This is a genomic window from Phenylobacterium sp., assembly GCF_035944335.1.
In the GTDB taxonomy this organism is placed as follows: Bacteria; Pseudomonadota; Alphaproteobacteria; order Caulobacterales; family Caulobacteraceae; genus Phenylobacterium.
Genome location: NZ_DASZBG010000058.1, coordinates 1 through 24,132 on the forward strand (window position 1 = coordinate 1; position 24,132 = coordinate 24,132).

The 24,132-nt window shown below is 69.4% G+C and carries 20 protein-coding genes and 2 tRNA genes; 19 read left to right on the top strand and 3 right to left on the bottom strand.

The window, feature by feature from the left end; genetic code table 11:
- Positions 1 to 402: 402 nt before the first annotated feature.
- From murA to VGT80_RS10375, 14 genes are all read left to right on the top strand, one after another.
- Positions 403 to 1,689 carry a UDP-N-acetylglucosamine 1-carboxyvinyltransferase gene (murA, locus tag VGT80_RS10310; protein WP_327455448.1) on the top strand — a complete coding sequence of 429 codons (1,287 nt, stop codon included), beginning with the start codon at positions 403 to 405 and terminating at the stop codon, positions 1,687 to 1,689.
- Between the two features lie 6 nt (positions 1,690 to 1,695).
- Positions 1,696 to 2,121, top strand: coding sequence for a DUF2948 family protein (locus tag VGT80_RS10315; protein ID WP_327455450.1), 426 nt, complete (start codon positions 1,696 to 1,698; stop codon positions 2,119 to 2,121).
- 49 nt (positions 2,122 to 2,170) lie between these two features.
- Positions 2,171 to 3,454: a histidinol dehydrogenase gene (hisD, locus tag VGT80_RS10320; protein WP_327455452.1), complete on the top strand. Its 1,284-nt coding sequence runs from the start codon at positions 2,171 to 2,173 to the stop codon at positions 3,452 to 3,454.
- A 127-nt stretch (positions 3,455 to 3,581) separates the two neighbouring features.
- The gene (locus VGT80_RS10325; protein WP_327455454.1) at positions 3,582 to 4,061 is read left to right on the top strand and encodes a UPF0262 family protein; all 480 of its coding nucleotides are present in this window, start codon (positions 3,582 to 3,584) and stop codon (positions 4,059 to 4,061) included.
- Between the two features lie 6 nt (positions 4,062 to 4,067).
- Positions 4,068 to 4,532, top strand: a complete 465-nt coding sequence (locus tag VGT80_RS10330; protein ID WP_327455456.1) for a low molecular weight phosphatase family protein — start codon at positions 4,068 to 4,070, stop codon at positions 4,530 to 4,532.
- Between the two features lie 127 nt (positions 4,533 to 4,659).
- Entirely contained in the window at positions 4,660 to 4,878 is a 219-nt protein-coding gene (gene infA, locus VGT80_RS10335; protein ID WP_111458197.1) for a translation initiation factor IF-1, read from the top strand.
- Between the two features lie 15 nt (positions 4,879 to 4,893).
- A complete protein-coding gene (locus VGT80_RS10340; protein ID WP_327455472.1) occupies positions 4,894 to 5,481 on the top strand; it encodes a nucleoside triphosphate pyrophosphatase in 588 nt (195 codons plus the stop codon).
- Positions 5,478 to 6,518: a ribonuclease E/G gene (locus VGT80_RS10345; protein WP_327455474.1), complete on the top strand. Its 1,041-nt coding sequence runs from the start codon at positions 5,478 to 5,480 to the stop codon at positions 6,516 to 6,518. Before VGT80_RS10340 ends, VGT80_RS10345 begins: the two co-directional genes overlap by 4 nt.
- Positions 6,515 to 6,685 (top strand): DNA gyrase inhibitor YacG, encoded by a 171-nt coding sequence (locus tag VGT80_RS10350; RefSeq protein ID WP_327455476.1) that lies wholly within the window; start codon positions 6,515 to 6,517, stop codon positions 6,683 to 6,685. Before VGT80_RS10345 ends, VGT80_RS10350 begins: the two co-directional genes overlap by 4 nt.
- A gap of 65 nt (positions 6,686 to 6,750) precedes the next feature.
- Positions 6,751 to 6,826, top strand: a tRNA-Phe gene (locus VGT80_RS10355).
- A gap of 688 nt (positions 6,827 to 7,514) precedes the next feature.
- Positions 7,515 to 8,393, top strand: coding sequence for a MotA/TolQ/ExbB proton channel family protein (locus tag VGT80_RS10360; RefSeq protein WP_327455497.1), 879 nt, complete (start codon positions 7,515 to 7,517; stop codon positions 8,391 to 8,393).
- Between the two features lie 5 nt (positions 8,394 to 8,398).
- A complete protein-coding gene (locus VGT80_RS10365) occupies positions 8,399 to 8,836 on the top strand; it encodes a biopolymer transporter ExbD (protein ID WP_327455478.1) in 438 nt (145 codons plus the stop codon).
- A gap of 10 nt (positions 8,837 to 8,846) precedes the next feature.
- Positions 8,847 to 9,548 carry an energy transducer TonB gene (locus tag VGT80_RS10370; RefSeq protein ID WP_327455479.1) on the top strand — a complete coding sequence of 234 codons (702 nt, stop codon included), beginning with the start codon at positions 8,847 to 8,849 and terminating at the stop codon, positions 9,546 to 9,548.
- 129 nt (positions 9,549 to 9,677) lie between these two features.
- Positions 9,678 to 9,754: transfer RNA gene (locus tag VGT80_RS10375), tRNA-His, on the top strand.
- Positions 9,755 to 9,771: 17 nt separating this feature from the next.
- On the opposite strand, the gene VGT80_RS10380 is transcribed toward VGT80_RS10375, so the two are convergent.
- Positions 9,772 to 10,176 carry a GFA family protein gene (locus tag VGT80_RS10380; RefSeq protein WP_327455481.1) on the bottom strand — a complete coding sequence of 135 codons (405 nt, stop codon included), beginning with the start codon at positions 10,174 to 10,176 and terminating at the stop codon, positions 9,772 to 9,774.
- A gap of 4 nt (positions 10,177 to 10,180) precedes the next feature.
- The gene (locus VGT80_RS10385) at positions 10,181 to 11,449 is read right to left on the bottom strand and encodes a DUF418 domain-containing protein (protein ID WP_327455483.1); all 1,269 of its coding nucleotides are present in this window, start codon (positions 11,447 to 11,449) and stop codon (positions 10,181 to 10,183) included.
- A gap of 229 nt (positions 11,450 to 11,678) precedes the next feature.
- Here VGT80_RS10385 and VGT80_RS10390 point away from each other — a divergent pair, with 229 nt between their 5' ends.
- From VGT80_RS10390 to VGT80_RS10410, 5 genes are all read left to right on the top strand, one after another.
- Positions 11,679 to 13,067, top strand: a complete 1,389-nt coding sequence (locus VGT80_RS10390) for a cystathionine beta-synthase (protein WP_327455485.1) — start codon at positions 11,679 to 11,681, stop codon at positions 13,065 to 13,067.
- A complete protein-coding gene (locus VGT80_RS10395; protein ID WP_327455487.1) occupies positions 13,064 to 14,248 on the top strand; it encodes a cystathionine gamma-synthase in 1,185 nt (394 codons plus the stop codon). Before VGT80_RS10390 ends, VGT80_RS10395 begins: the two co-directional genes overlap by 4 nt.
- A gap of 146 nt (positions 14,249 to 14,394) precedes the next feature.
- Positions 14,395 to 15,801 carry a chromate efflux transporter gene (chrA, locus tag VGT80_RS10400; RefSeq protein WP_327455489.1) on the top strand — a complete coding sequence of 469 codons (1,407 nt, stop codon included), beginning with the start codon at positions 14,395 to 14,397 and terminating at the stop codon, positions 15,799 to 15,801.
- 169 nt (positions 15,802 to 15,970) lie between these two features.
- Positions 15,971 to 20,623, top strand: coding sequence for a glutamate synthase large subunit (gene gltB, locus VGT80_RS10405; RefSeq protein WP_327455491.1), 4,653 nt, complete (start codon positions 15,971 to 15,973; stop codon positions 20,621 to 20,623).
- A 26-nt stretch (positions 20,624 to 20,649) separates the two neighbouring features.
- The gene (locus VGT80_RS10410; protein ID WP_327455493.1) at positions 20,650 to 22,104 is read left to right on the top strand and encodes a glutamate synthase subunit beta; all 1,455 of its coding nucleotides are present in this window, start codon (positions 20,650 to 20,652) and stop codon (positions 22,102 to 22,104) included.
- Between the two features lie 138 nt (positions 22,105 to 22,242).
- Here the strand turns inward: VGT80_RS10410 and VGT80_RS10415 are convergent, their stop codons facing one another.
- A complete protein-coding gene (locus VGT80_RS10415) occupies positions 22,243 to 23,895 on the bottom strand; it encodes a hypothetical protein (protein ID WP_327455495.1) in 1,653 nt (550 codons plus the stop codon).
- Positions 23,896 to 24,132: the final 237 nt, after the last annotated feature.

The window sequence follows — 24,132 nt, forward strand, 5'->3', positions numbered from 1 at the left end:
CGACCTCAGCCTTACCAAGGATGCGCTCTACCACTGAGCTACGGCGGCGAAAGGCGAGGCGGGGGCTATAGCCAACGTCGCGGGCGGCGTGAAGCCCCAATCCGCCGCCTGTGGGCTTGACGATGGGGACGCCTCGCCGCACCCAGGCAGCATGGCGAAGCCCTCCGATCCCGCCGATGCCAAGCCTTCCGCTCGGGAGGCGAAGCTGGCTCAGGCGCTCCGCGCGAACCTGCGCCGGCGGAAAGCCGGGGCGGAGCCGAAGGGCGCGCACGCTGGCGATCCGAAACCCGCGAAGGGGGACTGAAGCCGGCCTTTGCGCGGGGCTTCGCGCAGGCTAGATATCAGCCTTGGGCTGGCCCCCCGCGACTTCGGAAAAAGCGCGGCTGTTTCGAAGGATTGGGATTGGACCGCATCGCCATCACCGGCGGCGCGCGGCTGCAGGGCGAAATCCCCATCAGCGGCGCCAAGAACTCGGCCATCAAGCTGATGGCGGCGAGCCTTTTGACCGCAGAGCCGCTTCGGCTGACGAACATGCCGCGGCTGGCCGACACCCGCTTCATGGGCAAGCTGCTGCAGCGACTGGGGACCGAGGTCGTCGAGTCCGAAGGCGACGATGGCCCCGAGACCCTGCTCACCACCCGCGAGATCGTCAGCGCCATCGCGCCTTACGACCTAGTCCGGCAGATGCGGGCCTCGTTCAATGTGCTGGGTCCCCTGCTGGCGCGGGAGGGCCACGCGAAGGTCTCGCTGCCCGGCGGCTGCACGATCGGCGCTCGGCCGGTGGACCTGCACCTGCAGGCGCTTGAAGCGCTCGGCGCGCAGATCGATCTCAACGAAGGCTACGTCTATGCCCAGGCCCCGCGGGGCCTGAGGGGCGGCCGCATCGATTTCCCGATCAATTCGGTGGGCGCGACAGAACACGCCATGCTGGCCGCCGTCCTGGCCCGCGGCGATACCGAGATCACCAACGCCGCGCGCGAGCCGGAGATGGTCGACCTGGCCGAATGCCTCAACAAGATGGGGGCGAAGGTCGCCGGAGCCGGCACCTCGACCATCCAGATCCAGGGCGTCAGCCGCCTGCATGGCGCAACCCACGCCGTGATGCCCGATCGCATCGAGACCGGCACCTATGCGGTGGCCGCGGCCATGGCCGGGGGCGAAGTGCGCCTGACCCGGACCCGCAGCGATTTCATCGAGGCGTTGCTCGACAAGATGGCCGAGGCCGGTGTGGAAGTGACGCCGCACAACGATGGCCTGACCGTGAAGCGAAACGGGGGGCGCCTGAAGGCTGTGGAGATCGACACCGCGCCCTATCCCGGCTTCGCGACGGACCTCCAGGCCCAGTTCATGGCTCTGATGACCCTCGCCGAAGGCGAGAGCGTGATCCGCGAGACGATCTTCGAGAACCGCTTCATGCACGCTCCGGAACTGGCGCGGCTGGGCGCCGACATCGTCGTCTCCGGTGGCGAGGCGCGGGTGCGCGGCGTTGAATCCCTGAACGCGGCCCAGGTGATGGCGACGGACCTGCGGGCCTCCGTCAGCCTGGTGATCGCGGGCTTGGCGGCCCAGGGGGAGACGGTGGTCAACCGGGTCTATCACCTGGACCGCGGCTTCGAGCGGCTTGAGGAAAAGCTCAGCGCCTGCGGCGCCCAGATCCGGCGCATCAAGGGCGACGGCGAGGACGAGTAGCTGGCCATGGTCGAACCCAAGCCCCTTCGGCTGCTGGCGCAGGATCCCGAGGATCTGGACGTCATTTCCGCGGCCATGCAGGACGCGGTGCTGAAGGTCGGCGACATCGCCTATGAGGCCAAGGCCAGGCGGCTCACCATCGGGTTCAACCGCTACCGCTGGGAAACCGGCGGCGGCGAGCGGGTGCGCGCTGGCCTGCAGCTGGCCGGCGTGCTGGGTGTCCAGGCTCGCAAGATCCGGCGCGGCGCGCGCGAGGCGGTTCTGGATCTGCTGGCCATGACGTTCACGCCAGGCGACGCCCCGGGTGGGGTGGTGACGCTGAGTTTCGCAGGCGGGGGCGATCTGCGCGCCACCGTCGAATGTGTGGAGGCGGTGCTGGCGGACGTGTCGACACCCTGGCCCACGACGCGCAAGCCGGCGCACGGGGACTGAGCTGCGCGCGATAGCGCTTCGGCCGTCTGGCCGCTAAAGGAGGCGCGCCATGCGCCGCTTCCGCTTCACCGACCCGGACTTCGAGCCCACCTTCGCCGCCTTTGTCGACGAACGCCGCGACACGCCCGAGGAGGTGGACGCCGTCGTGCGCGACGTGCTGCGGGCCGTGAAGGTCGAGGGGCTCGTGGCGCTGCTGCGGTTCGCGCGACAGTTCGACGGCGTCGAACTCGACGAAGCGACGATCCGGGTGAGCCCCGAGGAAATCGAGGCCGGCGCCGTGGCGTGTCCAGCCGAGGTGCGCGACGCGATCGGGTTCGCGGCCAGGCGAATCCGCGCCTATCACGAACGTCAGCGGCCGGCCGACCAGCGGTTCACGGACGAGGCCGGCGTCGAGCTCGGCTGGCGTTGGACGCCGCTCGATGCGGTCGGAATCTACGTGCCGGGCGGCCGGGCCGCCTATCCATCGACAGTGCTGATGAATGCGGTGCCGGCCGCGGTGGCCGGCGTCGGACGCATCGCCATGGTGACCCCGCCGGGCAAGTTGCAGCCCGCGGTGCTGGCCGCCGCCAAGGAAGCCGGCGTGACGGAAATCTGGCGGGTCGGGGGCGCTCAGGCCGTGGCGGCGCTGGCCTATGGGGCTGGGCCGATCCTACCGGTCGACAAGATCGTGGGACCCGGCAACGCCTTCGTCACGGCCGCCAAGCGGCGGGTCTATGGCGTGGTCGGCATCGACGCGCTGGCCGGCCCTTCCGAGATCGTGGTGGTGGCCGATAACCTCAATCAGCCGGCGTGGATTGCGGCCGACCTGTTGTCGCAGGCCGAGCATGACCCGGCGGCGCAATCCATACTGATCACCGATGACGAGGCCTTCGCCGGCAAGGTCGAGGCCGCCATCGAGTCGCAGTTGTCGCACCTCGCCACCGGCCAGGACGCAGCCGCCTCATGGCGCGACCACGGCGCGGTGATCATCGCACCGCTTGACCAGGCGCCGAGGTTGGTGGACCGCATCGCGCCCGAGCATGTGGAATTCGCCGTCGCCGAACCGGAGCGGCTGGCCGATCGGGTGCGCCATGCTGGAGCGATCTTCCTGGGCCGCTATGCGCCGGAAGCCATCGGCGACTATGTGGCGGGGTCGAACCACGTCCTGCCCACCAGCCGCGCGGCGCGGTTCTCGTCGGGCCTGTCGCTGTTCGACTTCATCAAGCGCACCTCGATCGTCAAATGCGACGAGGCTGCGTTCGCCGCGCTCGCGCCGGCGACCGTCGCCCTGGCCGAGGCGGAGGGCCTTCCGGCTCACGCCCGCTCCGCGGCCATCCGAATGGGCCAAAGCTGATCAGCGCCCGACGCCCCGCGCGTCGGGCGCTGTTTTCTTGTGCGATGGGTCGAGTGCTGCGCCGCGTGGGATGACGCGAGGGGGCGGAATGCCATAAAGCACGCGCAGACCCTCACGTCCGGACGCCATGGCCGACGACGACCGCAAGACGCATCGCCTGGAAAAGGTCGACCTCGACGAGGATTCCCTCGCGGCGGCTTCGCGCGACCAGGAACAGGAGCGGCAGATCGCGATCTTCGATCTGCTGGAGGAGAATTATTTCAAGCCGGAGGGCGGCGAGGGCGGCCCGTACGAGCTGAAGATGGGCCTGGTCGAGAACCGGCTGTTGCTGGACATCCAGGGGCCCCGCTATGAGCGCCGGCACATCCTGTCGCTGTCGCCGTTCCGGAGCCTGATCAAAGACTATTTCATGATCTGCGAGAGCTACTACCAGGCGATCCGCAACTCGACGCCGGCCCAGATCGAGGCCTTGGACATGGGCCGCCGAGGTCTGCACAATGAAGCCTCCGAGCTGCTGCAGAGGCGCCTGGCCGGCAAGATCGACACCGATCTGGACACCGCCCGGCGGCTTTTCACGCTCATCTGCGCACTGCATTGGCGAGGCTGACGCGGCATGCCTGGCAGTCCCCCGGCGAGCCAGCCCGGCGCCGTGCTCTTCGCCTGCAACTTCAACCGCGTGCGGTCCCCGATGGCGGAGGCCCTGCTGAAGCGGCTGGTCGGCGATCGGGTCTATGTGGACAGCTGCGGCCTAAAGTACCCCCCGGTGGACCCCGAGGAGATGGCGGGCGTGGATCCGTTCGTGGCCGCGGTAATGGCCGAGGTCGGCTGCGACCTTTCCCGGCACCGGGTCAAGACCTTCGAGGATCTGGAGGACAACTCCTTCGACCTGGTCATCTCCCTCACCCCGCAGTCTCAGCATCGCGCCGTCGAGATGGCGCGGGGACGGGCGGCGGAGATCGAATACTGGCCGGTCTTCGATCCCACTCTGACGGAAGGCTCCCGCGAGGCGCGGTTGAGCGCCTATCGCGACGTGCGCGATGCGCTCGCGGCGCGGATCGCCAAGCGCTTTGCGCCATGACCGCCGCACCCATCGACCTTCGCCGCCGCTTTACGCTATAATTCGGCCCTGTTCACGGCTCGCGGCCTGACGTAAAGGCGCGAGCCGTCGTTTTATGCCCGACTGCGATGCCCGATTGGGAGAGTGCATGGCGAAAGAAGAATTGTTGGAGTTCCCTGGAACGGTCTCGGAAGTGCTTCCGAATGCGACCTTCCGCGTGAAGCTCGAGAATGACCACGAGATCATCGCCCATACCGCCGGCAAGATGCGCAAGAACCGCATCCGCGTTTCGGCCGGCGACAAGGTGCTCGTGGAGATGACGCCCTACGACCTGACCAAGGGCCGCATCACGTTCCGCGTCCGCTAACGGCCGATCCAGGCCTTGCCGTCGACGCCGCAGCGCCTGGTGCTGGCCTCCGCTTCCCCGCGGCGGCTGGAACTTCTGCGGCAGATCGGCCTCGTTCCCGATCATGTCGAGCCGGCGGAGCTCGACGAGACCCCACATCCTAGGGAAACGCCGCGCCACCTCGCCGGCCGGCTTGCCGCCGCCAAGGCCGCGGCCGTGCGTCGCCGCCACCCCGACGCCTTCGTCCTCGCCGCCGACACGGTGGTCGGCGTCGGACGCCGCGTGCTGCCGAAAGTCGAAACCGAAGCCGAGGCCCGCGCCTGCCTGGCGTTGTTGTCGGGTCGCGCACATCGCGTGTTGACGGCTGTCTGCGTGGTGGCGCCCGACGGACGGTCGTCGGCCCGCCTGGTGGAGAGCCGCGTCTGGTTCAAGCGCCTGTCCGAGGCCGAGGCGGCGAGGTACCTGCGGTCGGGCGAAGGGATGGGCAAGGCGGGCGGCTACGCCATCCAGGGACGGGCCGCGGCTTTGGTGACCCAGCTGCAGGGGTCCTATTCCGCCGTCGTCGGCCTGCCGCTCCACGAGACGGCGAACCTGCTGCAGGGCCTGGGATACATGCTGCCGTGAGCCGTCGTCGCCTTTATCTCGACAGCGCGCCCGGGGAAGTCCGCGGGGTGGTCACGCTTGATGACCAGCCGGAGCGTCTGATCATCCGCCGCGACGACGACGACCTGCGGCTGGTGGCCGGCGCCCGGCTGGTCGCTCGCGTCGCCGGTGTGGAGCCGGCGCTCGCCACGGCCTTCCTGGACCTCGGGGCGGGCGCCGAAGCGATCCTGCCCTATAAACCCGACGCCCGGCCGCGGCAGGGCGAGGCTCTGGAGGTCGAGGTTCGCAACGAACCGCGGCGCGGCAAGCTCGCCGTCGCGCGCTGGCTGGGGCCGGGCGAGGGCCCACCGCGGCTAGTCGCGCGGCCGCCCGATGTCGAGGCCGAGTTGCGCGCCCACGAGCGCGAGGCGGAGATCGTAACGGGCCGGCCGGCGCGCGAGATCGCCGACGAAGCCGAGGCCGAGGCGCTGGAGACGGTGCATGCGCTACCCGGCGGCGGCAGTCTCGCCATCGAGCCGACCCGCGCCCTGGTGGCCGTGGATATCGATCTGGGCGAGCGCAAGGGCGCGGACGCCAAGCGGGTCACGCGGCAGGCCAACCTCGCCGCCCTGGGCGTCACCGCCCGGCTCCTGCGGCTGAAGGGCCTGGGCGGTATCGTGGTGATCGACCTGGTGGGGCGCGGCCACGACGGCGCGGCCCTGCTGGCCGCGGCCCGCGCGGCCTTCGGACCGGACAACCCCGGCGTGGCGATCGGCCCGGTCGGGCGTTTCGGGACCATGGAACTCTCGCTTCCCCGCCGAACCCGACCGCTCGCGGAGCGGCTCCTGCGTGACGACGGCGCGCTCAGCGACCGCACGCTCGCCCAGCGGCTGGTGCGCCGACTGCAGACGGAAGGCGAGGCCCAGCGCGGCGCCCGCCTCGTGGCGCGATGCGCGCCCGGCGTGGCGCAGGCCGCCGCGCCGCTCCTGGTCAGGCTCGGCGAGGCGCTGGGCGCGCGATTCAGCCTGGAGCCGGACCCCGCGGCGGTCCGGGAACGCCTGGAGGTCGCCGCGAAATGAGCGCCCCGCAATGCCCGATCTGCGGGAAGCCGAGCGACCCCGCCACGCGGCCGTTCTGCTCGAAGCGCTGCGCCGACGTTGACCTCCAGCGGTGGCTGTCGGGACGCTATGCGATCCCGGCCGTCGAGGACCAAGAGGGTCCGCCGGACGCCCCGGAAGAAGACTGACCACCGCTTCTGGACTTCCCCGGGCGGCTCTTTTATAGACGCGGCTCCCGCGTTGGCGGCCTCTCGCCTGGGTAGCTCAGTTGGTAGAGCAGCGGATTGAAAATCCGCGTGTCGGTGGTTCGAATCCGCCCCCAGGCACCACCCTTCCCAAGCCGTTTTCCAGCCTGCCGTCGGGCTGGGCCTGCGCCCGTTCGCCTCATGGTCAAGCTGTGCGGCTGCGGTCTAGCTTCGGCGGGCTTGGCTCGCGCGGCTCGTCGCGCGGCGACGGCGCGGCGAGTGGGCCGCGAGGGGCTGCTGCGCAGCCCCTCACCCACGCCTTCTCAAAAGATCATCTTGAGCGAGCGGTTGCCGATGGCGCTGGCCGCGAAGCCATTTGGCGTCAACGTCGAAATCGCAGTTCTGTGAAAATGTTGCAACGCAACATCCTAAATACGCGCGGCGGTAGAATTCGGGAGTACGCCGAGGGACATCGCGTTGTGCAATGCAGCAATCGATCTGCCTATAAAGTCGACCGAGGGGTCTGATCCGTATTCTGACCCCTTGACGCAATTATAAGGGGTTGCCAAAGGACCCGGGCCGCACGTCTAACAAAGCGGTAAGACTTCAAGATCCCTTCCAGGGAACGCGAAGTCGCCACCCGCTTCGAAGCGCCACTCTTCCACACCTCGTTGGGAGTACGCGTTACGGGTCGGGCGCAGCGACAGCGGTTCTGTCGCACTGGTCCGGTAAATCGGGTCGGCGCGGCGGGCATGTTTCAACTAGGGTGGAGACGCTCTCGCGCGACGACCCTCCGGCCAATCGTGCTAGACCAACCAGGAACTGGCGACAGATGCTCGACAACAAATTCAAGACTCCTTTCATCGCTCTCATCGGCGCCGTGGCGCTGATGGCGAGTGCGCCGGCGTTCGCCCAGAACGCCGCCCCCGCCGCTCCGGCGGCTGCGTCTGCGGCTCCTGCCGCCGCTCCGGCGGCCGCTCCGGCCGCGCCTGACGCGAGCCTGCCTCCGCAGATGTCCCGCGGCGGCAAGATCAACATCGGCACCATGTTCCTCGACGCCAAACCCGTCGTGAAGGTGGTGATGATCGGCCTGGTGCTGGCCTCCATCTTCTCGTGGACCCTGCTGATCACCAAGCTGATCGAGTTCCGCTCCCTCAACCGTGCGTCGGACACCTTCCTCGAGGCGTTCCGCGGCGCGAAGTCGATCAACGACATGGGTCGGATCGCCTCGGCGGAAGAATTCGAGGGCAACCCGCTGGCCGACATGGCCGCCGCGGCCGCCCAGGAAATCGAGCTCTCCCGTCAGGCCGGTCTGCAGGTCGCCGGCGAACACCGAAACACCACGCTCGGCCGCGCTCAGGCCGCCGTGGGCGCGGTCCAGGCCTCTCTGGCCCGCCGGCTTTCCAGCGGCATGCAGTTCCTCGCTTCGGTGGGCTCCAACGGCCCCTTCATCGGCCTGTTCGGCACGGTGTACGGGATCATGGACTCCTTCATCGGCATCGCGAACACCAACACCACCAACCTGGCGGTCGTGGCCCCCGGCATCGCCGAAGCCCTGCTCGCCACCGGTCTGGGCCTGTTCGCGGCCATCCCGTCGGTTATCTTCTACAACTACTTCCAGACCCGCATCTCCGCTTACGGTGCGCGCACGGAAGGCTTTGTGGCTGAGCTGATGAACGCGATCTCCCGGCAGCTCGACAAAGGAGCCTAAGCCACATGGCTGCGAAACTCGCAGGCTCCGGGGGCGGCAAGTACCAAGAGGAAGCCAACGCGGAAATCAACGTCACGCCATTCGTGGACGTGATGCTGGTCCTGCTGATCATCTTCATGGTGGCGGCTCCGCTGGCTGCGGTGACGGTCAAGGTGGATCTTCCGCCGGCCGTCGCCAAACCATCGACCAACCCGCCGAAGCCGGTCTACATCTCGATCCAGAGCAACGGACGGCTGTTCCTCATGGACAAGCCGACCGACCTTTCCCAGCTCGGTGACGACCTCCGGGCCCACCTCGGCGCGAACCGGAACCCGACCAAGGAACGGATCTTCATCCGCGGCGACAAGGATGTGGTCTACGGCGACTTCATGGGCGTTATGAACATGCTGCAGGACAACGGCTTCTACAGCGTGGCCCTCGTCGGCGAAGACAAGCGCAAGTAGGCGGTGACGTATGTCTGATACACGCGACATCGCCCATCCTGGGCATAACCCCTTCGACGATCCGCGGCCGAAGAAGAACAAGGGCCTGATCATCGCCCTGGTGGTCGCCGCCCTCGTCCACGCGGCGCTGGCGATCTACCTGTGGAAGAGCAAGTTCGAGGCGCAGTTCAAGGACTACTCGGAAGACGTGACGGACGTGGCCCTCGTGAAACCGGTGCCGCCGCCTCCGCCGCCGCCGCCGCCGCCGCCGCCGAACACCCCGCCGCCGCCGCCGCCGAAGCTTCAGCCGCGACCGCCGGTGGCCGTGCCCAATACGCCGACCATTCCGCCGCTGCCGGTTCCGCCGGTGGAGCACCGGATCGAGGAGCCCAAGCCGCCGGCCCCGCCGCCGCCTGAGCCCCCGCGCCCGTCGGTCATCACCCAACCGGACTGGCTGCGTAAGCCGACCGGCGAGGATATGGCCCGGTTCTATCCGGACCGCGCCACTCGCATGGGCGTGGAAGGTAGGGCCACGATCAGTTGCACGGTGACCGCCTCCGGCACGCTTACCGGCTGCTCGGTGTCGGACGAAGAACCCAACGACCAAGGGTTCGGCGAGTCCGCGATGAAGATGAGCCGGCTGTTCAAGATGCGCCCGCAGACCAAGGACGGTTCGCCCGTCTCCGGCGGCGTGGTGCGCATTCCCATCGTGTTCAAGCTGCCCAAGGGCTGAGCCGGACACGCGACGACCCTATCGAGCCCGGAGGCCCCGCGCCTCCGGGCTTTTTTCTTGTCCGCAGATCGGCGTCACAGCCGCTTGATCGCGCGGGCCCGCCCGACTAGAACCGGGCGCTCGCGATGCGCCGCCCTAGCTCAGTTGGTTAGAGCGCCAGATTGTGGATCTGGAGGTCTTCGGTTCGATCCCGAGGGGCGGTACCATCGCGACGCCTTCGAGATCAGGCGCCGGGATCGACCGGCACGTCCCTCAAATCATCGCACCAGGCGAGCGCCGAGCGCCGCCAGATTTGGCGTTTGGGGGTGAGTTGACGCCGCTCGTCGAGAGTCCCGATCCTCAGCGAATAGCTTTGCGGCTCTTCCACCGTGGTGGCGAAGATCGGGCCGCCGCAGTCCCCGCAAAAGCCGTGGCGGCGCTTGGCGCCGGAGTCGGCCGTCTTGACGTAGCTGCGCGGCTGACCGCGGATCAGCCGGAAGCTGGCCGCCGTCGCCGGGACCGTCGCGCGGTAGGGCCCGCCCGACAGTTGCTGGCAGTCCGTGCAGTGGCAGAGCGTCACCCGCTCTGGATCCACCTCCGCCTCGAAGCGAATGGCGCCGCAGTGGCAGCCGCCGGCGACCTTCAGCATGGCCTCACGCCGCAGCCGCCGCCGGCTTCGCCCCGCCCCGCACGAAGGGCTGCGGCCGCCAGCGGACCAGCGAACGCCAGGCCCATTCGAACGGCCCGTAGTGGAAGCGGGCGAGCCACGGCCCGCTCCAGATCAGGATGAAGGCCCAGACGCCGGCCACCACCCCCAGCAGCTCGAAGCGGGAGAGCTTGCCATAGAGCCCCAGGCCGAAGCCGCAGAACACCAGCGTCGTGATGATCGAGGTCATCAGATAGTTCGAGAACGCCATCCGCCCCGCGGCCGCCAGTCGCGCGACCGCCGCCTGCCCCGCGCCCGAGCGGATGATCAGCAAGAGCACGCTGGCGTGGGCGAGCGCGATCAGCGGCCGGCCGATCTGTTGCCAGACCTCCCACCCATGCAGGGTCAGCGGCTCGAAATTGGCGCGCCAGATCATCCAGGTCGTCCAGGCCATGGCCGGCGCCACCACCAGATAGCCCACCGCGATCACGCAGGCGTAGGCGCGGCTCGACCAGCGCAGGGTGAAGAAGCCCAACCGGAACAGACCCATGCCCACGAACATCTGGCCGATCGCCTCGGGCAGGCCGTCGGTCGGCTCCAGGCCGAGCTGCAGGATCAGCGACATCTGGGTCCGCGCGCGCAGCGCCGCCATGAAGCCGCCGCCGAAGCCCGCGATCTGTTGGGCGGCCATGTCCTGGCCGGGCGCGACCACCAGCGACACCGCCTGCCAGGCGGAGAGGGCCGCCGCCGAGGCGCCGGGCGCCGCCGCCGCGGCGTGCAGCGCCGAAAGCTCTGCGGCTTCGTAGGCGTTGTGGGCCAGGAGCGCGACCAGGATCGCCGCGCCCACCGCGATCTGCACCCGCGGGTCCAGCTTGCGGAACGGGAAGATGGCGAGCCCCGCCACCGCGTAGCAGACCAGGATATCGCCCCACCACAGGAAGTAGGCGTGGATCATGCCGAACACGAACAGCCAGAACATCCGCCGATAGTGGGTCTGCATGGGCCCAGGCGTCGCACCCTCCGCCCGCTCGGCAATCAGCACCGTCGAGGCGCCGAACAGCATGGTGAACAGCGCCCGCATCTTGCCGTCGGTCGCCACGTTGTTGATGGCCCAGGTCCACAGGTCCGCCGGCCCATGCATCCCCGCATAGGTCGGATCGATGTAGGCGAAGGCCGGCAGGCCCATGCCGACGATGTTCATGAGCAGGATGCCGAGCACCGCGAAGCCGCGCACCGCGTCGATGGAGAGGTGCCGGTCCGCCGTCGTCGCAGCCATGGTTCACGAGCCCCCGTTTCGCCGGCCTGGATGCCGACGATGAACCGCCGCGGGATGCAGTCAACCGGGTTCGTGGAACGCCGCGCGCGCCGTGGTGGGGGGGCTCCGACCGCGCTGCGGTGCAGCAAGAATTTCCCGCCTTGCGCCGCGCATGGCGCTGCGGTCTACCTCATATGACCGGTCCGAAGCGCAATTCTCACCGGCCCTGTCCACAGACCCCGAGGAAGCCTTGACCGCCCAGCCTACGCCGCCCATCGCGGCCTCGACGCTCGAACTGATCGGACGCACGCCGATGGTGGAGCTGACGGGCTTCGACACCGGGCCCTGCCGGCTGTTCGTCAAGCTGGAGAACGCCAATCCCGGCGGCTCGATCAAGGATCGCATCGCCCGTTCGATGATCGAGGCGGCCGAGGCCGACGGCAGCCTCAAGCCCGGCGGCACCATCGTCGAGGCGACCGCCGGCAACACCGGCCTGGGCCTGGCGCAGGTCGGCATCCTCAAGGGCTACAAGCTGTTGCTGGTGGTCCCCGACAAGATGGCCCGCGAGAAGATCCAGCACCTGCGGGCCATGGGCGTCGACGTGCGGATCACTCGCTCCGACGTCGGCAAGGGCCACCCCGAATACTATCAGGACATGGCCCACGCCATCGCCGCCAAGCTCAACAACGCCGTCTACATCAACCAGTTCGAGAACCCGGCGAATCCGCTCGCCCACGAGACCTCCACGGGCCCCGAGATCCTTGAACAGATGGAGGGCGACCTCGATGCGGTGGTGGTGGGCGTGGGCTCCGGCGGCACGCTGACGGGACTTGGCCGCTATTTCGCCAAGGCCTCGCCAAAGACCGTCATGGTGCTGGCCGATCCGGTCGGCTCGATCCTCGCGCCCCTGGTCGAGCGCGGCGAGAAGGTCGAGCCCGGCTCCTGGGTGATCGAGGGCATCGGCGAGGATTTCATCCCCAAGAACTGCGACCTGACCCTGGTCAGCAAGGCCTACGAGATCACCGATTCCGAGAGCATCGCCACGGCGCGTCTGCTGCTCACCAAGGCCGGTATCCTGGCGGGCTCGTCCTCCGGAACGCTCTTGGCCGCGGCCCTGCGCTATTGCCGCGAGCAGACCGAGCCGAAGCGGGTCGTCACCCTCGTCTGCGACACCGGCTCGCGCTACCTGTCGAAGGTCTACAACGACAGCTGGGTGGCCGAGCAGGGCCTTGTGGACCGCGAGATGCACGGCGATCTGCGCGACCTCATCGCCCGCGCCGCCACGGCCGGCGAAACCGTCACCGTCGGCCCCGACGACACCCTGCTCACCGCCTACAACCGGATGCGCCAGGCCGACGTCAGCCAGCTGCCGGTGCTCGACGAGGGCCGGCTGATCGGCCTCGTCGACGAGAGCGACCTCTTGGAAGCCGTCGAGGACCGCCGCCAGGACGCCCGCTTCCGCCAGCCGGTCTCCACGGCGATGACCGCCAAGCTGCACACGGTGCAGGCCAATTCGAACCTCGAGGCCCTGCTGCCCATCTTCGAGCGGGACGAGGTGGCCATCGTCATGGACGGCAAGGAATTCCTGGGGCTGATCACCCGCATCGATCTGATCAACTATCTGAGGCGCGCGGCTTGAACGACCGACCCCCCAAAGACCAGGCGGGCAAGAACCGGCTGGATTTCGCAACCCGTGCGATCCACGGCGGCCAGGAGCACGACCCCACGACGGGGGCGGTGATGGTGCCGATCTACGCCACCTCCACCTACGCCCAGGCCTCGCCCGGCGTGCACAAGGGCTTCGAATATTCCCGCAGCCAGAATCCGACCCGCTTCGCCCTCGAGCGCGCGCTGGCCGACCTGGAGAGCGGGACCAGGGGCTACGCCTTCGCCTCCGGCCTGGCGGCCATCGGGACGCTGCTGGAAGCCTTCGACGCCGGCGACCATGTGATCGCCAGCGAGGACCTCTACGGCGGCTCCTTCCGCCTGTTCGACAAGGTGCGCCGCCGCTCGGCCGGCCTGGAGTTCACCTTCGTCGACCTCGCCGATCTCGCGGCCGTCGAGGCCGCAATCACGCCGAAGACCCGGATGATCTGGGCCGAGACGCCCACCAACCCCATGCTGCGGCTCGCCGATCTCGAAGCCCTTGCGGCCCTCGCCAAGCGCCGCGGCCTGATCGCGGCGGCCGACAACACCTTCGCCAGTCCCTATGTCCAGCGGCCGCTGGAACTCGGCTTCGACGTGGTGATGCACTCCACAACCAAATATATCGGCGGCCATTCCGACGTGGTCGGCGGCGCGCTCATCGTCGGCGAAAACGCCGCCCTGCGCGACCAGCTCACCTTCCTGCAGAACGCGGTGGGCTCGATCGCCTCGCCCTTCGACAGCTACCTCACCCTGCGCGGCCTCAAGACGCTCGCCCTGCGCATGCAGCGCCACTGTGAGAACGGCTTGGCGGTCGCCCGCTGGCTTGAGGACCGCAAGGGCATAGGCCAGGTGATCTATCCGGGTCTCGCCAGCCACCCGCAGCACGACCTGGCCAAACGCCAGATGGCGGGCTTCGGCGGCATGATCACCGTCATCCTCGACCGCGATCTCGACGGGACCCGCGCCTTCCTCGAACGCACGCGCCTGTTCACCCTGGCCGAGAGCCTGGGCGGGGTGGAAAGCCTCGTCGAGCATCCGGCGATCATGACCCACGCCTCGATCCCGGCCGACACCCGCGCCCGCATCGGCATCGCCGATTCCCTCATCCGCCTCTCGGTCGGCGTCGAGGCCGCGGAAGATCTCATCGCGGACCTGGATCAGGCGCTGGGGTAGGGCCGGCCGCCCGGCGTTGAAGGCGCGCCACGCAGGGACTAGTGTCCACCCCGCCGGGCTCTCGCGGGTCGCCCGGACACAGACGGTCCGCCGTCCAAGAACCCGCTCTTTGGCCGCCTCTTCGCCGCGAGCCCTGGAGCGTGCGTGTGGAAAAGGCGACGGCCGACCTCTCCCTCCCCAGCCGGACCGTTCCATTCGCGCAGGCCGTGCGGGTCTGGGCGCGGATCGCGGCCCTGAGCTTCGGCGGACCCGCCGGGCAGATCGCCATGATGCATCGCATCCTGGTGGAGGAGAAACGCTGGCTGGGCGAGCGCCGGTTCCTGCACGCCCTCAACTACTGCATGCTGCTGCCCGGCCCGGAGGCCCAGCAGCTCGCCATCTATATCGGCTGGCTGATGCACAGGACCCGGGGCGGCCTGGTGGCCGGCGCGCTGTTCGTGCTGCCCGGCTTCCTGTCGATCATGGGCTTGAGCATCCTCTACGCCCTGTTCGGCCAGGTGGGCGCGGTCACGGCCCTGTTCTTTGGCCTGAAGGCTGCGGTGCTGGTGGTGGTGATCCAGGCGGTGCTCCGCGTGGGGCGCCGATCGCTCAGGAGCGCCCCGATGATCGCGCTCGCCGCCGGCGCCTTCGCGGCCCTGTTCGTCTTCAAGGTGTCCTTCCCGCTGGTCATCGTGGCCGCCGGCCTGATCGGCTTCATCGGCGGTCGCCTGCGCCTGCCGGCCTTCATGGCGGCCGGCGGGCATGGCGTGCAGTCCAAGGCCGAGGTGGCCGACGCCGACACGTTGCTTGGCGAGGAGACGCCGGCGCACGCGCGTCCGAACCTGCGCTGGTCGCTCTCCATCAGCGCGGTCCTGCTGGCTCTGTGGCTCGCCCCCGTCGCCGCCTGCGGCCTGCTGCTCGGCTGGGGGAGCAGCTTCGCGCAGATCGGGCTGTTCTTTTCGAAGATGGCCGTGGTCACCTTCGGCGGGGCCTATGCGGTCCTCGCCTATGTCGCCCAGGAGGCCGTGCAGACCTATCACTGGCTGCGGCCCGGCGAGATGCTCGACGGCCTCGGCATGGCGGAGACCACGCCGGGTCCTCTGATCATCGTCACCCAGTTCGTGGGCTTCATGGGCGCATTCCGAAATCCCACGGGCCTTAGCCCGCTCACGGCCGGCGTCCTGGCCGGCATGCTCACCACCTGGGTCACCTTCTTGCCCTGCTACATCTGGATCTTCCTGGGCGCGCCGTTCGTGGAAGCGCTGCGGGAGGCCAGGGCGCTCAACGCGGCGCTGGCCGCCATCGGCGCGGCCGTGGTGGGGGTCATCCTCAACCTCGCCCTGTGGTTCGGGCTGCACGTGCTGTTCCGCCAGATGATCGAGGTGCGCCAGTTCGGCCTCGCGCTCGAGCTGCCGGTGATCTCGTCCGTCAACCTCGCCAGCGCGGTGCTGGCGCTGGCCGCCGCGGTCGCGGCCTTCCGCTTCAAGGTGGGCGTCATCCCGCTCCTGCTCGGCTGCTCGGCGGCCGGGGTGCTCTACTACCTGCTGACCGGCTCGACCCCGGCGGCGCGTTAGAGCTGTGGCGCTGCGGTCCTGCGGTATTAGAAAAATCTTCCTCGCCTGCAGCAATCGGCCCATCGACAAGGGTTGATCTTGCCGGGTAAATGCGCCCTTCGCGCGTTGCGGCCTCCGAAAGGGCATTTGGGCCGTGCTTTGGCGTGCGTGGAGGCGTTGAGAGGATCCGATGGGGTTCCCCCCGAAGCAGGGACTGTACGATCCGGCCAACGAGCACGATGCGTGCGGCGTGGGCTTCGTGGCCAATATCAAGGGCCGCAAATCGCACGAGGTCATCGACGCCGGCCTGCAGATCCTGGTCAACCTCGACCACCGCGGCGCGGTGGGCGCCGACCCCCTGGTCGGCGACGGGGCCGGCTGCCTGATCCAGATCCCCGACGCCCTCTACCGCGACTGGGCCCACAAGGCCGGCGTCGACCTGCCCCCGGCCGGCGAATATGCCGTGGCCATGTGTTTCCTGCCGCGTGACGACGAGGCCCGCCGCGTCGCCATCGGTCAGTTCGAGCACTTCCTGAACGTCGAGAAGCAGCCGCTGCTCGGCTGGCGCGAGGTGCCTGTCGACACCACCGGCCTCGGCGAGGCGGTGCTGGCCCAGATGCCGGTGATCCGCCAGGCCTTCATCGGCCGCGGCCCCAACGTCCGCGATCAGGACGCCCACGAACGCAAGCTGCTGGCTGTCCGCAAGCAGACCCAGAACCCGCTCGCCGAGCTGGCGGTGAAGCACAACCTGCCGGGTCTGACCCAGCTCTACCTGCCGTCGCTCTCGACCCGCACGGTGGTCTACAAGGGCCTGCTGCTGGCCCACCAGGTCGGCTCCTTCTACCTGGACCTGAAGAACGAGCTCGCCGAGTCCGCGCTGGCGCTGGTGCACCAGCGGTTCTCCACCAACACCTTCCCGTCGTGGAAGCTCGCCCACCCCTACCGCTTCATCGCCCACAACGGCGAGATCAACACGGTCCGCGGCAACGTGAACTGGATCAATGCGCGCCGCCGCTCCATGGAGAGCGAGCTGCTGGGCCCCGACCTCAACAAGATGTGGCCGCTGATCCCGCACGGCCAGTCCGACACCGCCTGCCTCGACAATGCTCTCGAGCTGCTGGTTGCAGGCGGCTATCCGCTGGCGCATGCCATGATGATGCTGATGCCGGAGGCCTGGGCCGGCAATCCGCTGATGGAGGCCAAGCGCAAGGCCTTCTACGAGTACCATGCCGCCCTGATGGAGCCATGGGACGGTCCCGCCGCCGTGGCCTTCACCGACGGCCGCCAGATCGGCGCCACGCTCGACCGCAACGGCCTGCGTCCTGCGCGCTTCGTGATCACCGACCAGGACCATGTGATCATGGCCTCCGAGGTCGGCGTGCTCGACATCCCCGAGGAGCGCATCGTCCGCAAGTGGCGCCTGCAGCCGGGCCGCATGCTGCTCATCGACCTCGAGGAAGGCCGCATCGTCGAGGACGAGGAGATCAAGCGCACCCTCTCCGAGGCCGCGCCCTACGAGCAGTGGCTGGCCGACACCCAGTTCAAGCTGGAGGAGCTGTCGCTGGCCGCCGAGCCCGGCCCGCCGGCGCCCAACGATCCCTCCGTGCTGCTCGATGGCCAGCAGGCCTTCGGCTACACCCAGGAGGACCTCGCCTTCTTCCTCGAGCCCATGGCCCGGGCCGGCGACGATCCGGTGGGCTCGATGGGGTCGGACACCCCCATCGCCGTGCTCTCGGCGCGCCCGAAGCTGCTCTACGAATACTTCAAGCAGAACTTCGCCCAGGTCACCAACCCGCCCATCGACCCGATCCGCGAGGAGCTGGTGATGAGCCTGGTCTCGATGATCGGGCCGCGTCCGAACCTGCTCGGCCGCCAGGCCGGCAACCACAAGCGCCTGGAGGTCTCTCAGCCGATCCTCACCGACGAGGACCTGGCCAAGATCCGCGCCATCAACGAGCTGCTGGATGGCGCCTTCCGCACCGCCACCCTGGACGCCACCTGGGCCGCCGAGGACGGGGCCGAGGGCCTGGAGCGCGCCCTCGACGGCCTGTGCCGCGAGGCCACCGACGCGGTGCTCGCCGACATGAACATCCTGATCCTCTCGGATCGGGCGACCTCCTCCGACCGCATCCCGATCCCCGCGGCGCTGGCCACCGCGGCCGTGCACCACCACCTGATCCGCCAGGGCCTGCGCATGCAGACCGGCCTGGTCATCGAGACCGGCGAGGCGCGCGAGGTGCACCATTTCTGCGTGCTGGCGGGCTACGGCGCCGAGGCCGTGAACCCCTATCTGGCCTTCCAGACCATCGAGCAGCTGCGGGTCCAGAACGGCCTGCCGCAGTCGGCCTACGAGGTCCGCAAGAACTACATCAAGGCGATCGGCAAGGGCGTGCTGAAGGTGATGTCCAAGATGGGCATCTCCACCTACCAGTCCTATTGCGGCGCCCAGATCTTCGACGCCGTCGGCCTGTCGTCGGAGCTGATCGGCAAGTACTTCACCGGCACCGCCACCTCCATCGAGGGCGTCGGCCTGGCGCAGATCGCCCAAGAGTGCGTGCGCCGCCACCGCGACGCCTATGGCGACAATCCGATCTACAAGACCATGCTGGACGTCGGCGGCCAGTACGCCTGGCGCCTGCGCGGCGAGGCCCACGCCTGGACGCCGGAAAGCGTCGGGCGGCTGCAGCACGCGGTGCGCGGCAACCTGCCGGGCGAGTACCGCGAGTTCGCGCGGGCCATCAACGAGCAGTCTGAGCGCCTGCTGACCCTGCGCGGGCTGATGCAGCTCAAGCCCGCCAACGAGCCGATCCCGCTGGACGAGGTCGAGCCCGCCGCCGAGATCGTCAAGCGCTTCTCCACCGGGGCCATGAGCTTCGGCTCGATCAGCCGCGAGGCCCATACGACCCTGGCCATCGCCATGAACCGCATCGGCGGCCGCTCCAACACCGGCGAGGGCGGCGAGGAGAGCGACCGCTTCAAGCCGCTGCCCAACGGCGATTCCATGCGCTCGGCCATCAAGCAGGTGGCCTCGGGCCGCTTCGGCGTCACCGCCGAATACCTGGTCAACGCCGACGACATCCAGATCAAGATGGCCCAGGGCGCCAAGCCCGGGGAGGGCGGCCAGCTGCCCGGCCACAAGGTCGACAAGAACATCGCCCGCGTCCGCCACTCGACGCCGGGCGTCGGCCTGATCTCGCCCCCGCCGCACCACGACATCTATTCCATCGAGGACCTGGCCCAGCTCATCCACGACCTGAAGAACGTCAACCCGAAGGCCCGCATCTCCGTGAAGCTGGTCTCGGAGGTGGGCGTCGGCACGGTCGCGGCCGGGGTCTCCAAGGCGCGCGCCGACCACGTCACCATCTCCGGCTTCGAGGGCGGTACGGGCGCCTCGCCCTTGACCTCGCTCACCCACGCCGGCTCGCCCTGGGAGATTGGCCTGGCCGAGACCCAGCAGACCCTGCTGCTCAACGGACTTCGCACCCGCATCGCCGTGCAGGTGGACGGCGGCCTGCGCACCGGCCGCGACGTGGCCGTGGGCGCGCTCCTCGGCGCCGACGAGTTCGGCTTCGCCACCGCGCCGCTGATCGCCGCCGGCTGCATCATGATGCGCAAGTGCCACCTCAACACCTGTCCGGTCGGCGTGGCGACCCAGGACCCGGTGCTGCGCGCCCGCTTCACCGGCCAGCCCGAGCACGTGATCAACTACTTCTTCTTCGTGGCCGAAGAGCTGCGCGAGATCATGGCCGAGATGGGCTTCCGCACGGTCGCCGAGATGATCGGCCGGGTCGACCGCATCGACATGGCGCCGGCGCTGGACCACTGGAAGGCCCAGGGTATCGACCTGTCGAAGATCCTCTATGCGGCCCACGCCGAGGGCCGCAAGGGGCTCTGGAACCAGGACCGCCAGGACCACGGGCTCGGCAAGGCGCTGGACCACGAGCTGATCAAGCTGGCGGCGCCGGCGCTGAAGGACGGCAAGCCCGTGCGCGGCGAGTTTGCGGTGCGCAACATCAACCGCACGGTGGGCGCCATGCTGTCGGGCGAGGTGGCCCGCGCCTATGGCCACGCCGGCCTGCCGGAAGACTCCATCTCGATCACGCTCAAGGGCACGGCCGGCCAGAGCTTTGGCGCCTTCGCCGCCCGCGGCGTCTCGCTGGAGCTGATCGGCGACGCCAACGACTATGTGGGCAAGGGCCTGTCCGGCGGCCGCCTCGTCGTGCGCCAGCCCAGGGAAGCCCGCCGCGACCCGACCCGCAACATCATCGTCGGCAACACCGTGCTCTATGGGGCCATCGCCGGCGAAGCCTATTTCGAGGGCGTGGCCGGCGAGCGCTTCGCCGTGCGCAACTCCGGCGCCGTGACCGTGGTCGAGGGCCTGGGCGACCATGGCTGCGAATACATGACCGGCGGGGTGGTCGTGGTGCTGGGCGATACGGGCCGCAACTTCGCCGCCGGCATGAGCGGCGGCGTGGCCTATGTCTACGACCCGCGCGGCCGCTTCGGCGACCTCTGCAACACCGCCATGGTCGCGGTGGAGCCCATCGCGCCGGCCGAATCCGCGCCGCACAGCGCCGCCGACGAGCCGCATCGCCCCAAGCCGCGCGCGCCCTCGGTCGACGACAATGGCATGGGCGACATGTTGCGCTTCGACGCCGAGCGGCTGCGCCTGCTGATCGAGCGCCACCATCGCCACACCGGCTCGGCCCGCGCCGCGGAGATCCTGGAGAACTGGGACCAGGCCTTGCCGTCCTTCGTCAAGGTGATGCCCATCGACTACCGCCGTGCGCTCCTCGAGCTCAGCGCCGAACGCGACGCGGCCCAGGCCGTCGCCGCCGAATAGAACCCTGGATTTGGAGACCTGACCCGATGGGCAAGCCCACCGGCTTCCTGGAGATCGAGCGGCAAGACCGGACCTATGAGCCGGCCAAGGCGCGTCTGAAGACCTGGAAGGAATTCGTCCGTCCGCTGGCCGAGCCGGCGCTGCGCGAGCAGGCCGCCCGCTGCATGGATTGCGGCATCCCGTTCTGCCACCAGGGCTGTCCGGTGAACAACCAGATCCCCGACTTCAACAACCTGGTCTATCGCGACCAGTGGAAGGCCGCGCTGGAGAACCTGCAGTCGACCAACAACTTCCCGGAGTTCACCGGCCGCGTCTGCCCCGCGCCCTGCGAGGCGTCCTGCACCCTGAACATCGACGACAACCCCGTCACCATCAAGACCATCGAGTGCCAGATCGTCGACCGCGGCTGGGAGGAGGGCTGGATCCGGCCCGAGCCGTCGCCGCGCGGCACCGGCAAGCGCATCGCCATCGCTGGCTCCGGCCCGGCGGGTCTGGCCTGCGCCCAGCAGCTGGCCCGCGCCGGCCACGCGCCGACCGTCTTCGAGAAGTCCGACCGCATCGGCGGCCTGCTTCGCTACGGCATCCCCGACTTCAAGATGGAGAAGCCGCTGATCGACCGCCGCATCAAGCAGCTGGAGGCCGAAGGCGTCATCTTCCGCACCGAGTTCGAGGTGGGCGCCACCGTCTCCGTCCAGCGCCTGCTCGACGACTATGACGTGCTGGTCATGGCCGGCGGCGCCGAGGCGCCGCGTGACCTGGAGGTTCCCGGCCGCGAGCTCGAAGGCGTCCACTACGCCATGGATTTCCTCACCCAGCAGAACAAGCGCGGCGCCGGCGATCCCGAAGACCGCGCCGCGCCCGGCGGCTCGACGATCTCGGCCCAGGGCAAGCATGTCGTGATCATCGGCGGCGGCGACACCGGCTCGGACTGCATCGGCACCTCCAACCGCCAGGGCGCGGCCTCGGTGGTCCAGCTGGAGATCATGCCGCGCCCGCCCGAGCGCGAGGACAAGGCGCTCACCTGGCCCGACTGGCCGCTGAAGCTGCGCACCTCCTCCAGTCAGGACGAAGGCTGCGAGCGCGACTTCGCCGTCGCCACCCGGCGCGCCATCGGCCGCGACGGCCGCATCACCGCCCTGGACTGCGTCCGCCTCGAATGGGTGGCCGGCTCCGAAGGCGCCATGCGCATGCAGGAAGTCGAAGGCTCCGGCTTCGAGCTGAAGGCCGACCTCGTCCTCCTGGCCATGGGCTTCACCGGCCCGCGCAAGGCCGGCCTCGTCGAGCAGTCGCAGGTCGAGCTCGATCCGCGCGGCAATGTGGCGGCCAATGTCGTCGACTACCGCACCAGCGCCCCCAAGGTCTTCGCCTGCGGCGACATGCGCCGCGGCCAGTCGCTGGTCGTCTGGGCCATCCGCGAGGGCCGCCAGTGCGCCCGGGCCGTGGACGAATACCTGATGGGCGCCACCAAGCTGCCGCGCTAACCGGCGCCGCTCATCCCGGCGAAGGCCGGGACCGGGATCTCATGGTCTGGGGCTGACGGGACCAGCTCTGAGCGCCTAGAGCCTACCGCTGAGTCCTGCCATCTGGATCCCGGCCTTTGCCGGGACGAGCGGTTGGGGCTAAGGCAGCCGCGCCGCGTACCGCGCCACCTGGGCCTCGTTTCCCGCCAGCGTCCACAGGCCCGCCTGGAAAGCCGGATAGGCCAGGTCGAAGAAGGCCAGCAGGTCGCGGTCCACCGGCCGGTCGCTGACCTGGGCGACCGCGGCGATCAGCCGTTCGACCTCCGCCTCGTCCAGATCGAGCTCGATCCGCGCGCCGGCCACGTCCCAGGCGACGTCCTGGCAGCCCACCAGGTCGTGGCCGCAGCTGTGATCGAGCGCATCGGTCTTGATCAGCCGCTCGTCGCGCGTGGTGATCCATTCCCAGCGATGCAGCCGCCCGTCCACGTGGATCGGCCTGGGCTTGGCGCGCATCGGCGGGGCGGGCAGGGCGTCGGCCGCCGCCTGGCCCTTCAGCTCGGCCACATTGACCCGGGTCATCACCGCCAGGTCCTCCAGGCTCGCGCCGTCCTCGGCCTCGGCCGGGAAGGCCAGCGCCCGCAGGCCCAGATAGCGGCCCACATGCTCCACCAAGCCCTCGCGGTTGACCTGCGGCCCCGGCGCGCCCTCCACCCAGCGCTCCAGGAGGAAGCCGCGCCGCAAGCCCAGCGGCTCGGCCCCGGCGCCGGCCCGGAACAGGGTGCGGCTGCGGGCGAACTTGGCCTCGCCCAGGGCGCCCAGGCCGGCGAACTTGGCCAGCCACGCGCCCGTCTCCGCGGTCAGCCGGAACTTGCGCCGCTCCAGCAGCGGATGGATCGGCGGCTGGTCGCCACGCGCCTTGGCCCAGGCGCCGTCGGACAGGTCCTCGATCTGCGAGATCGGCCCGGTCAGGTCCTCGAACCAGCCCGCCAGCGGTTCGTCCTCGACCAGGGCCTCGAAGGTCGCCGGCCGCTTGATCGCCTGCGCCCACCGCGCGCGGTGCTCCGGCAGCGCCTCGGCGCCGGGCTCGCCATCATGGCTCGGCAGGAAGACGATCCGCTCGGGCTCCACGCCCAGCTCGTCCAGCAGGTCGCCGATCGCCCCGAACGACGAGCCCGACATCCCCGGCCCCTCGTCGACCACCGCGTAGAGCCCGCGGTGCGCGGCCAGACTGCGCTTCAACCCGTCGGAGACCCGCACCTCGCGCCGGAACGGATGGCCGGTGGGCCGCAGCGTCACCACCTTCTCCGCATGGGTCACCGCCGCGGTCAGCGCCGCCAGCCCCGCGCCGATGCTGCGCACCCCGATCACCAGCGGCGGGGAGTCCCAGGGTTTTTCCGCGGCGGCCTTCAGATAGGCCTCGGGCAAGACGGCGTAGAAGGCATGGCCCTCCGGCGTCTTCAGCTCGACCTCGTCGGGCATGGGCGACAGCGCCAGGGCCATCAGCTCCGCCGAGCTCGGCGGCCCGATGCTGACGAACCCGCTCCAGGCCGAGGCGGCGAGCTTGCGGGCCAGCGCCACGAGCAAGGCCAGCGCCGCCTCCTGGGCCGGCGAGGCGTCATCCTCGCCCTTGGCGCGGAACTCCGCATCGGCGATGCCCTGGGCCAGTTCGCCCGCCTGCAGGAAGGCCGCCGTCAGCCGGTCGTGGCGTTCCGCGCCGGAGCTCGCGCTCTCCACCTCGCGCAAGGTGGCGGTCAGCGCGCGCAGCGCTTGCCTCGGCCTCACCCGGCGGCTGCGGTCGCCAAAGACCCACATCAGGCGGGCGGCTTCTGGTGGCGGTAAGCGATGGCCGTGAACTCGTCGAAGGTGGGAGCCCGGGCTTGCACGCGCCCAGGCGGTGCAAGCTCGTACTGCGGCCGCGCGAAGGACGCCAGTGGCCCCGCGGGCCGGTCCGCCGGCGGGAGCCTTTTTTCCGACACCGCAGACCGCCGAGATCGCAGCCCAAGCTCTGCCATCGTGAGGGACGGCGCGGATGGGTGTGGATCGTCGGGC

Coding starts and splice junctions, on each gene's coding strand:
- VGT80_RS10330 (WP_327455456.1), top strand. CDS start 4,068: ATGCCTGGCAGTCCCCCGGCGAGCCAGCCCGGCGCCGTGCTCTTCGCC.
- VGT80_RS10380 (WP_327455481.1), bottom strand. CDS start 10,176: ATGCTGAAGGTCGCCGGCGGCTGCCACTGCGGCGCCATTCGCTTCGAG.
- hisD (WP_327455452.1), top strand. CDS start 2,171: ATGCGCCGCTTCCGCTTCACCGACCCGGACTTCGAGCCCACCTTCGCC.
- VGT80_RS10365 (WP_327455478.1), top strand. CDS start 8,399: ATGGCTGCGAAACTCGCAGGCTCCGGGGGCGGCAAGTACCAAGAGGAA.
- VGT80_RS10415 (WP_327455495.1), bottom strand. CDS start 23,895: ATGTGGGTCTTTGGCGACCGCAGCCGCCGGGTGAGGCCGAGGCAAGCG.
- VGT80_RS10360 (WP_327455497.1), top strand. CDS start 7,515: ATGCTCGACAACAAATTCAAGACTCCTTTCATCGCTCTCATCGGCGCC.
- VGT80_RS10315 (WP_327455450.1), top strand. CDS start 1,696: ATGGTCGAACCCAAGCCCCTTCGGCTGCTGGCGCAGGATCCCGAGGAT.
- infA (WP_111458197.1), top strand. CDS start 4,660: ATGGCGAAAGAAGAATTGTTGGAGTTCCCTGGAACGGTCTCGGAAGTG.
- gltB (WP_327455491.1), top strand. CDS start 15,971: ATGGGGTTCCCCCCGAAGCAGGGACTGTACGATCCGGCCAACGAGCAC.
- VGT80_RS10325 (WP_327455454.1), top strand. CDS start 3,582: ATGGCCGACGACGACCGCAAGACGCATCGCCTGGAAAAGGTCGACCTC.
- VGT80_RS10350 (WP_327455476.1), top strand. CDS start 6,515: ATGAGCGCCCCGCAATGCCCGATCTGCGGGAAGCCGAGCGACCCCGCC.
- VGT80_RS10385 (WP_327455483.1), bottom strand. CDS start 11,449: ATGGCTGCGACGACGGCGGACCGGCACCTCTCCATCGACGCGGTGCGC.
- VGT80_RS10410 (WP_327455493.1), top strand. CDS start 20,650: ATGGGCAAGCCCACCGGCTTCCTGGAGATCGAGCGGCAAGACCGGACC.
- VGT80_RS10370 (WP_327455479.1), top strand. CDS start 8,847: ATGTCTGATACACGCGACATCGCCCATCCTGGGCATAACCCCTTCGAC.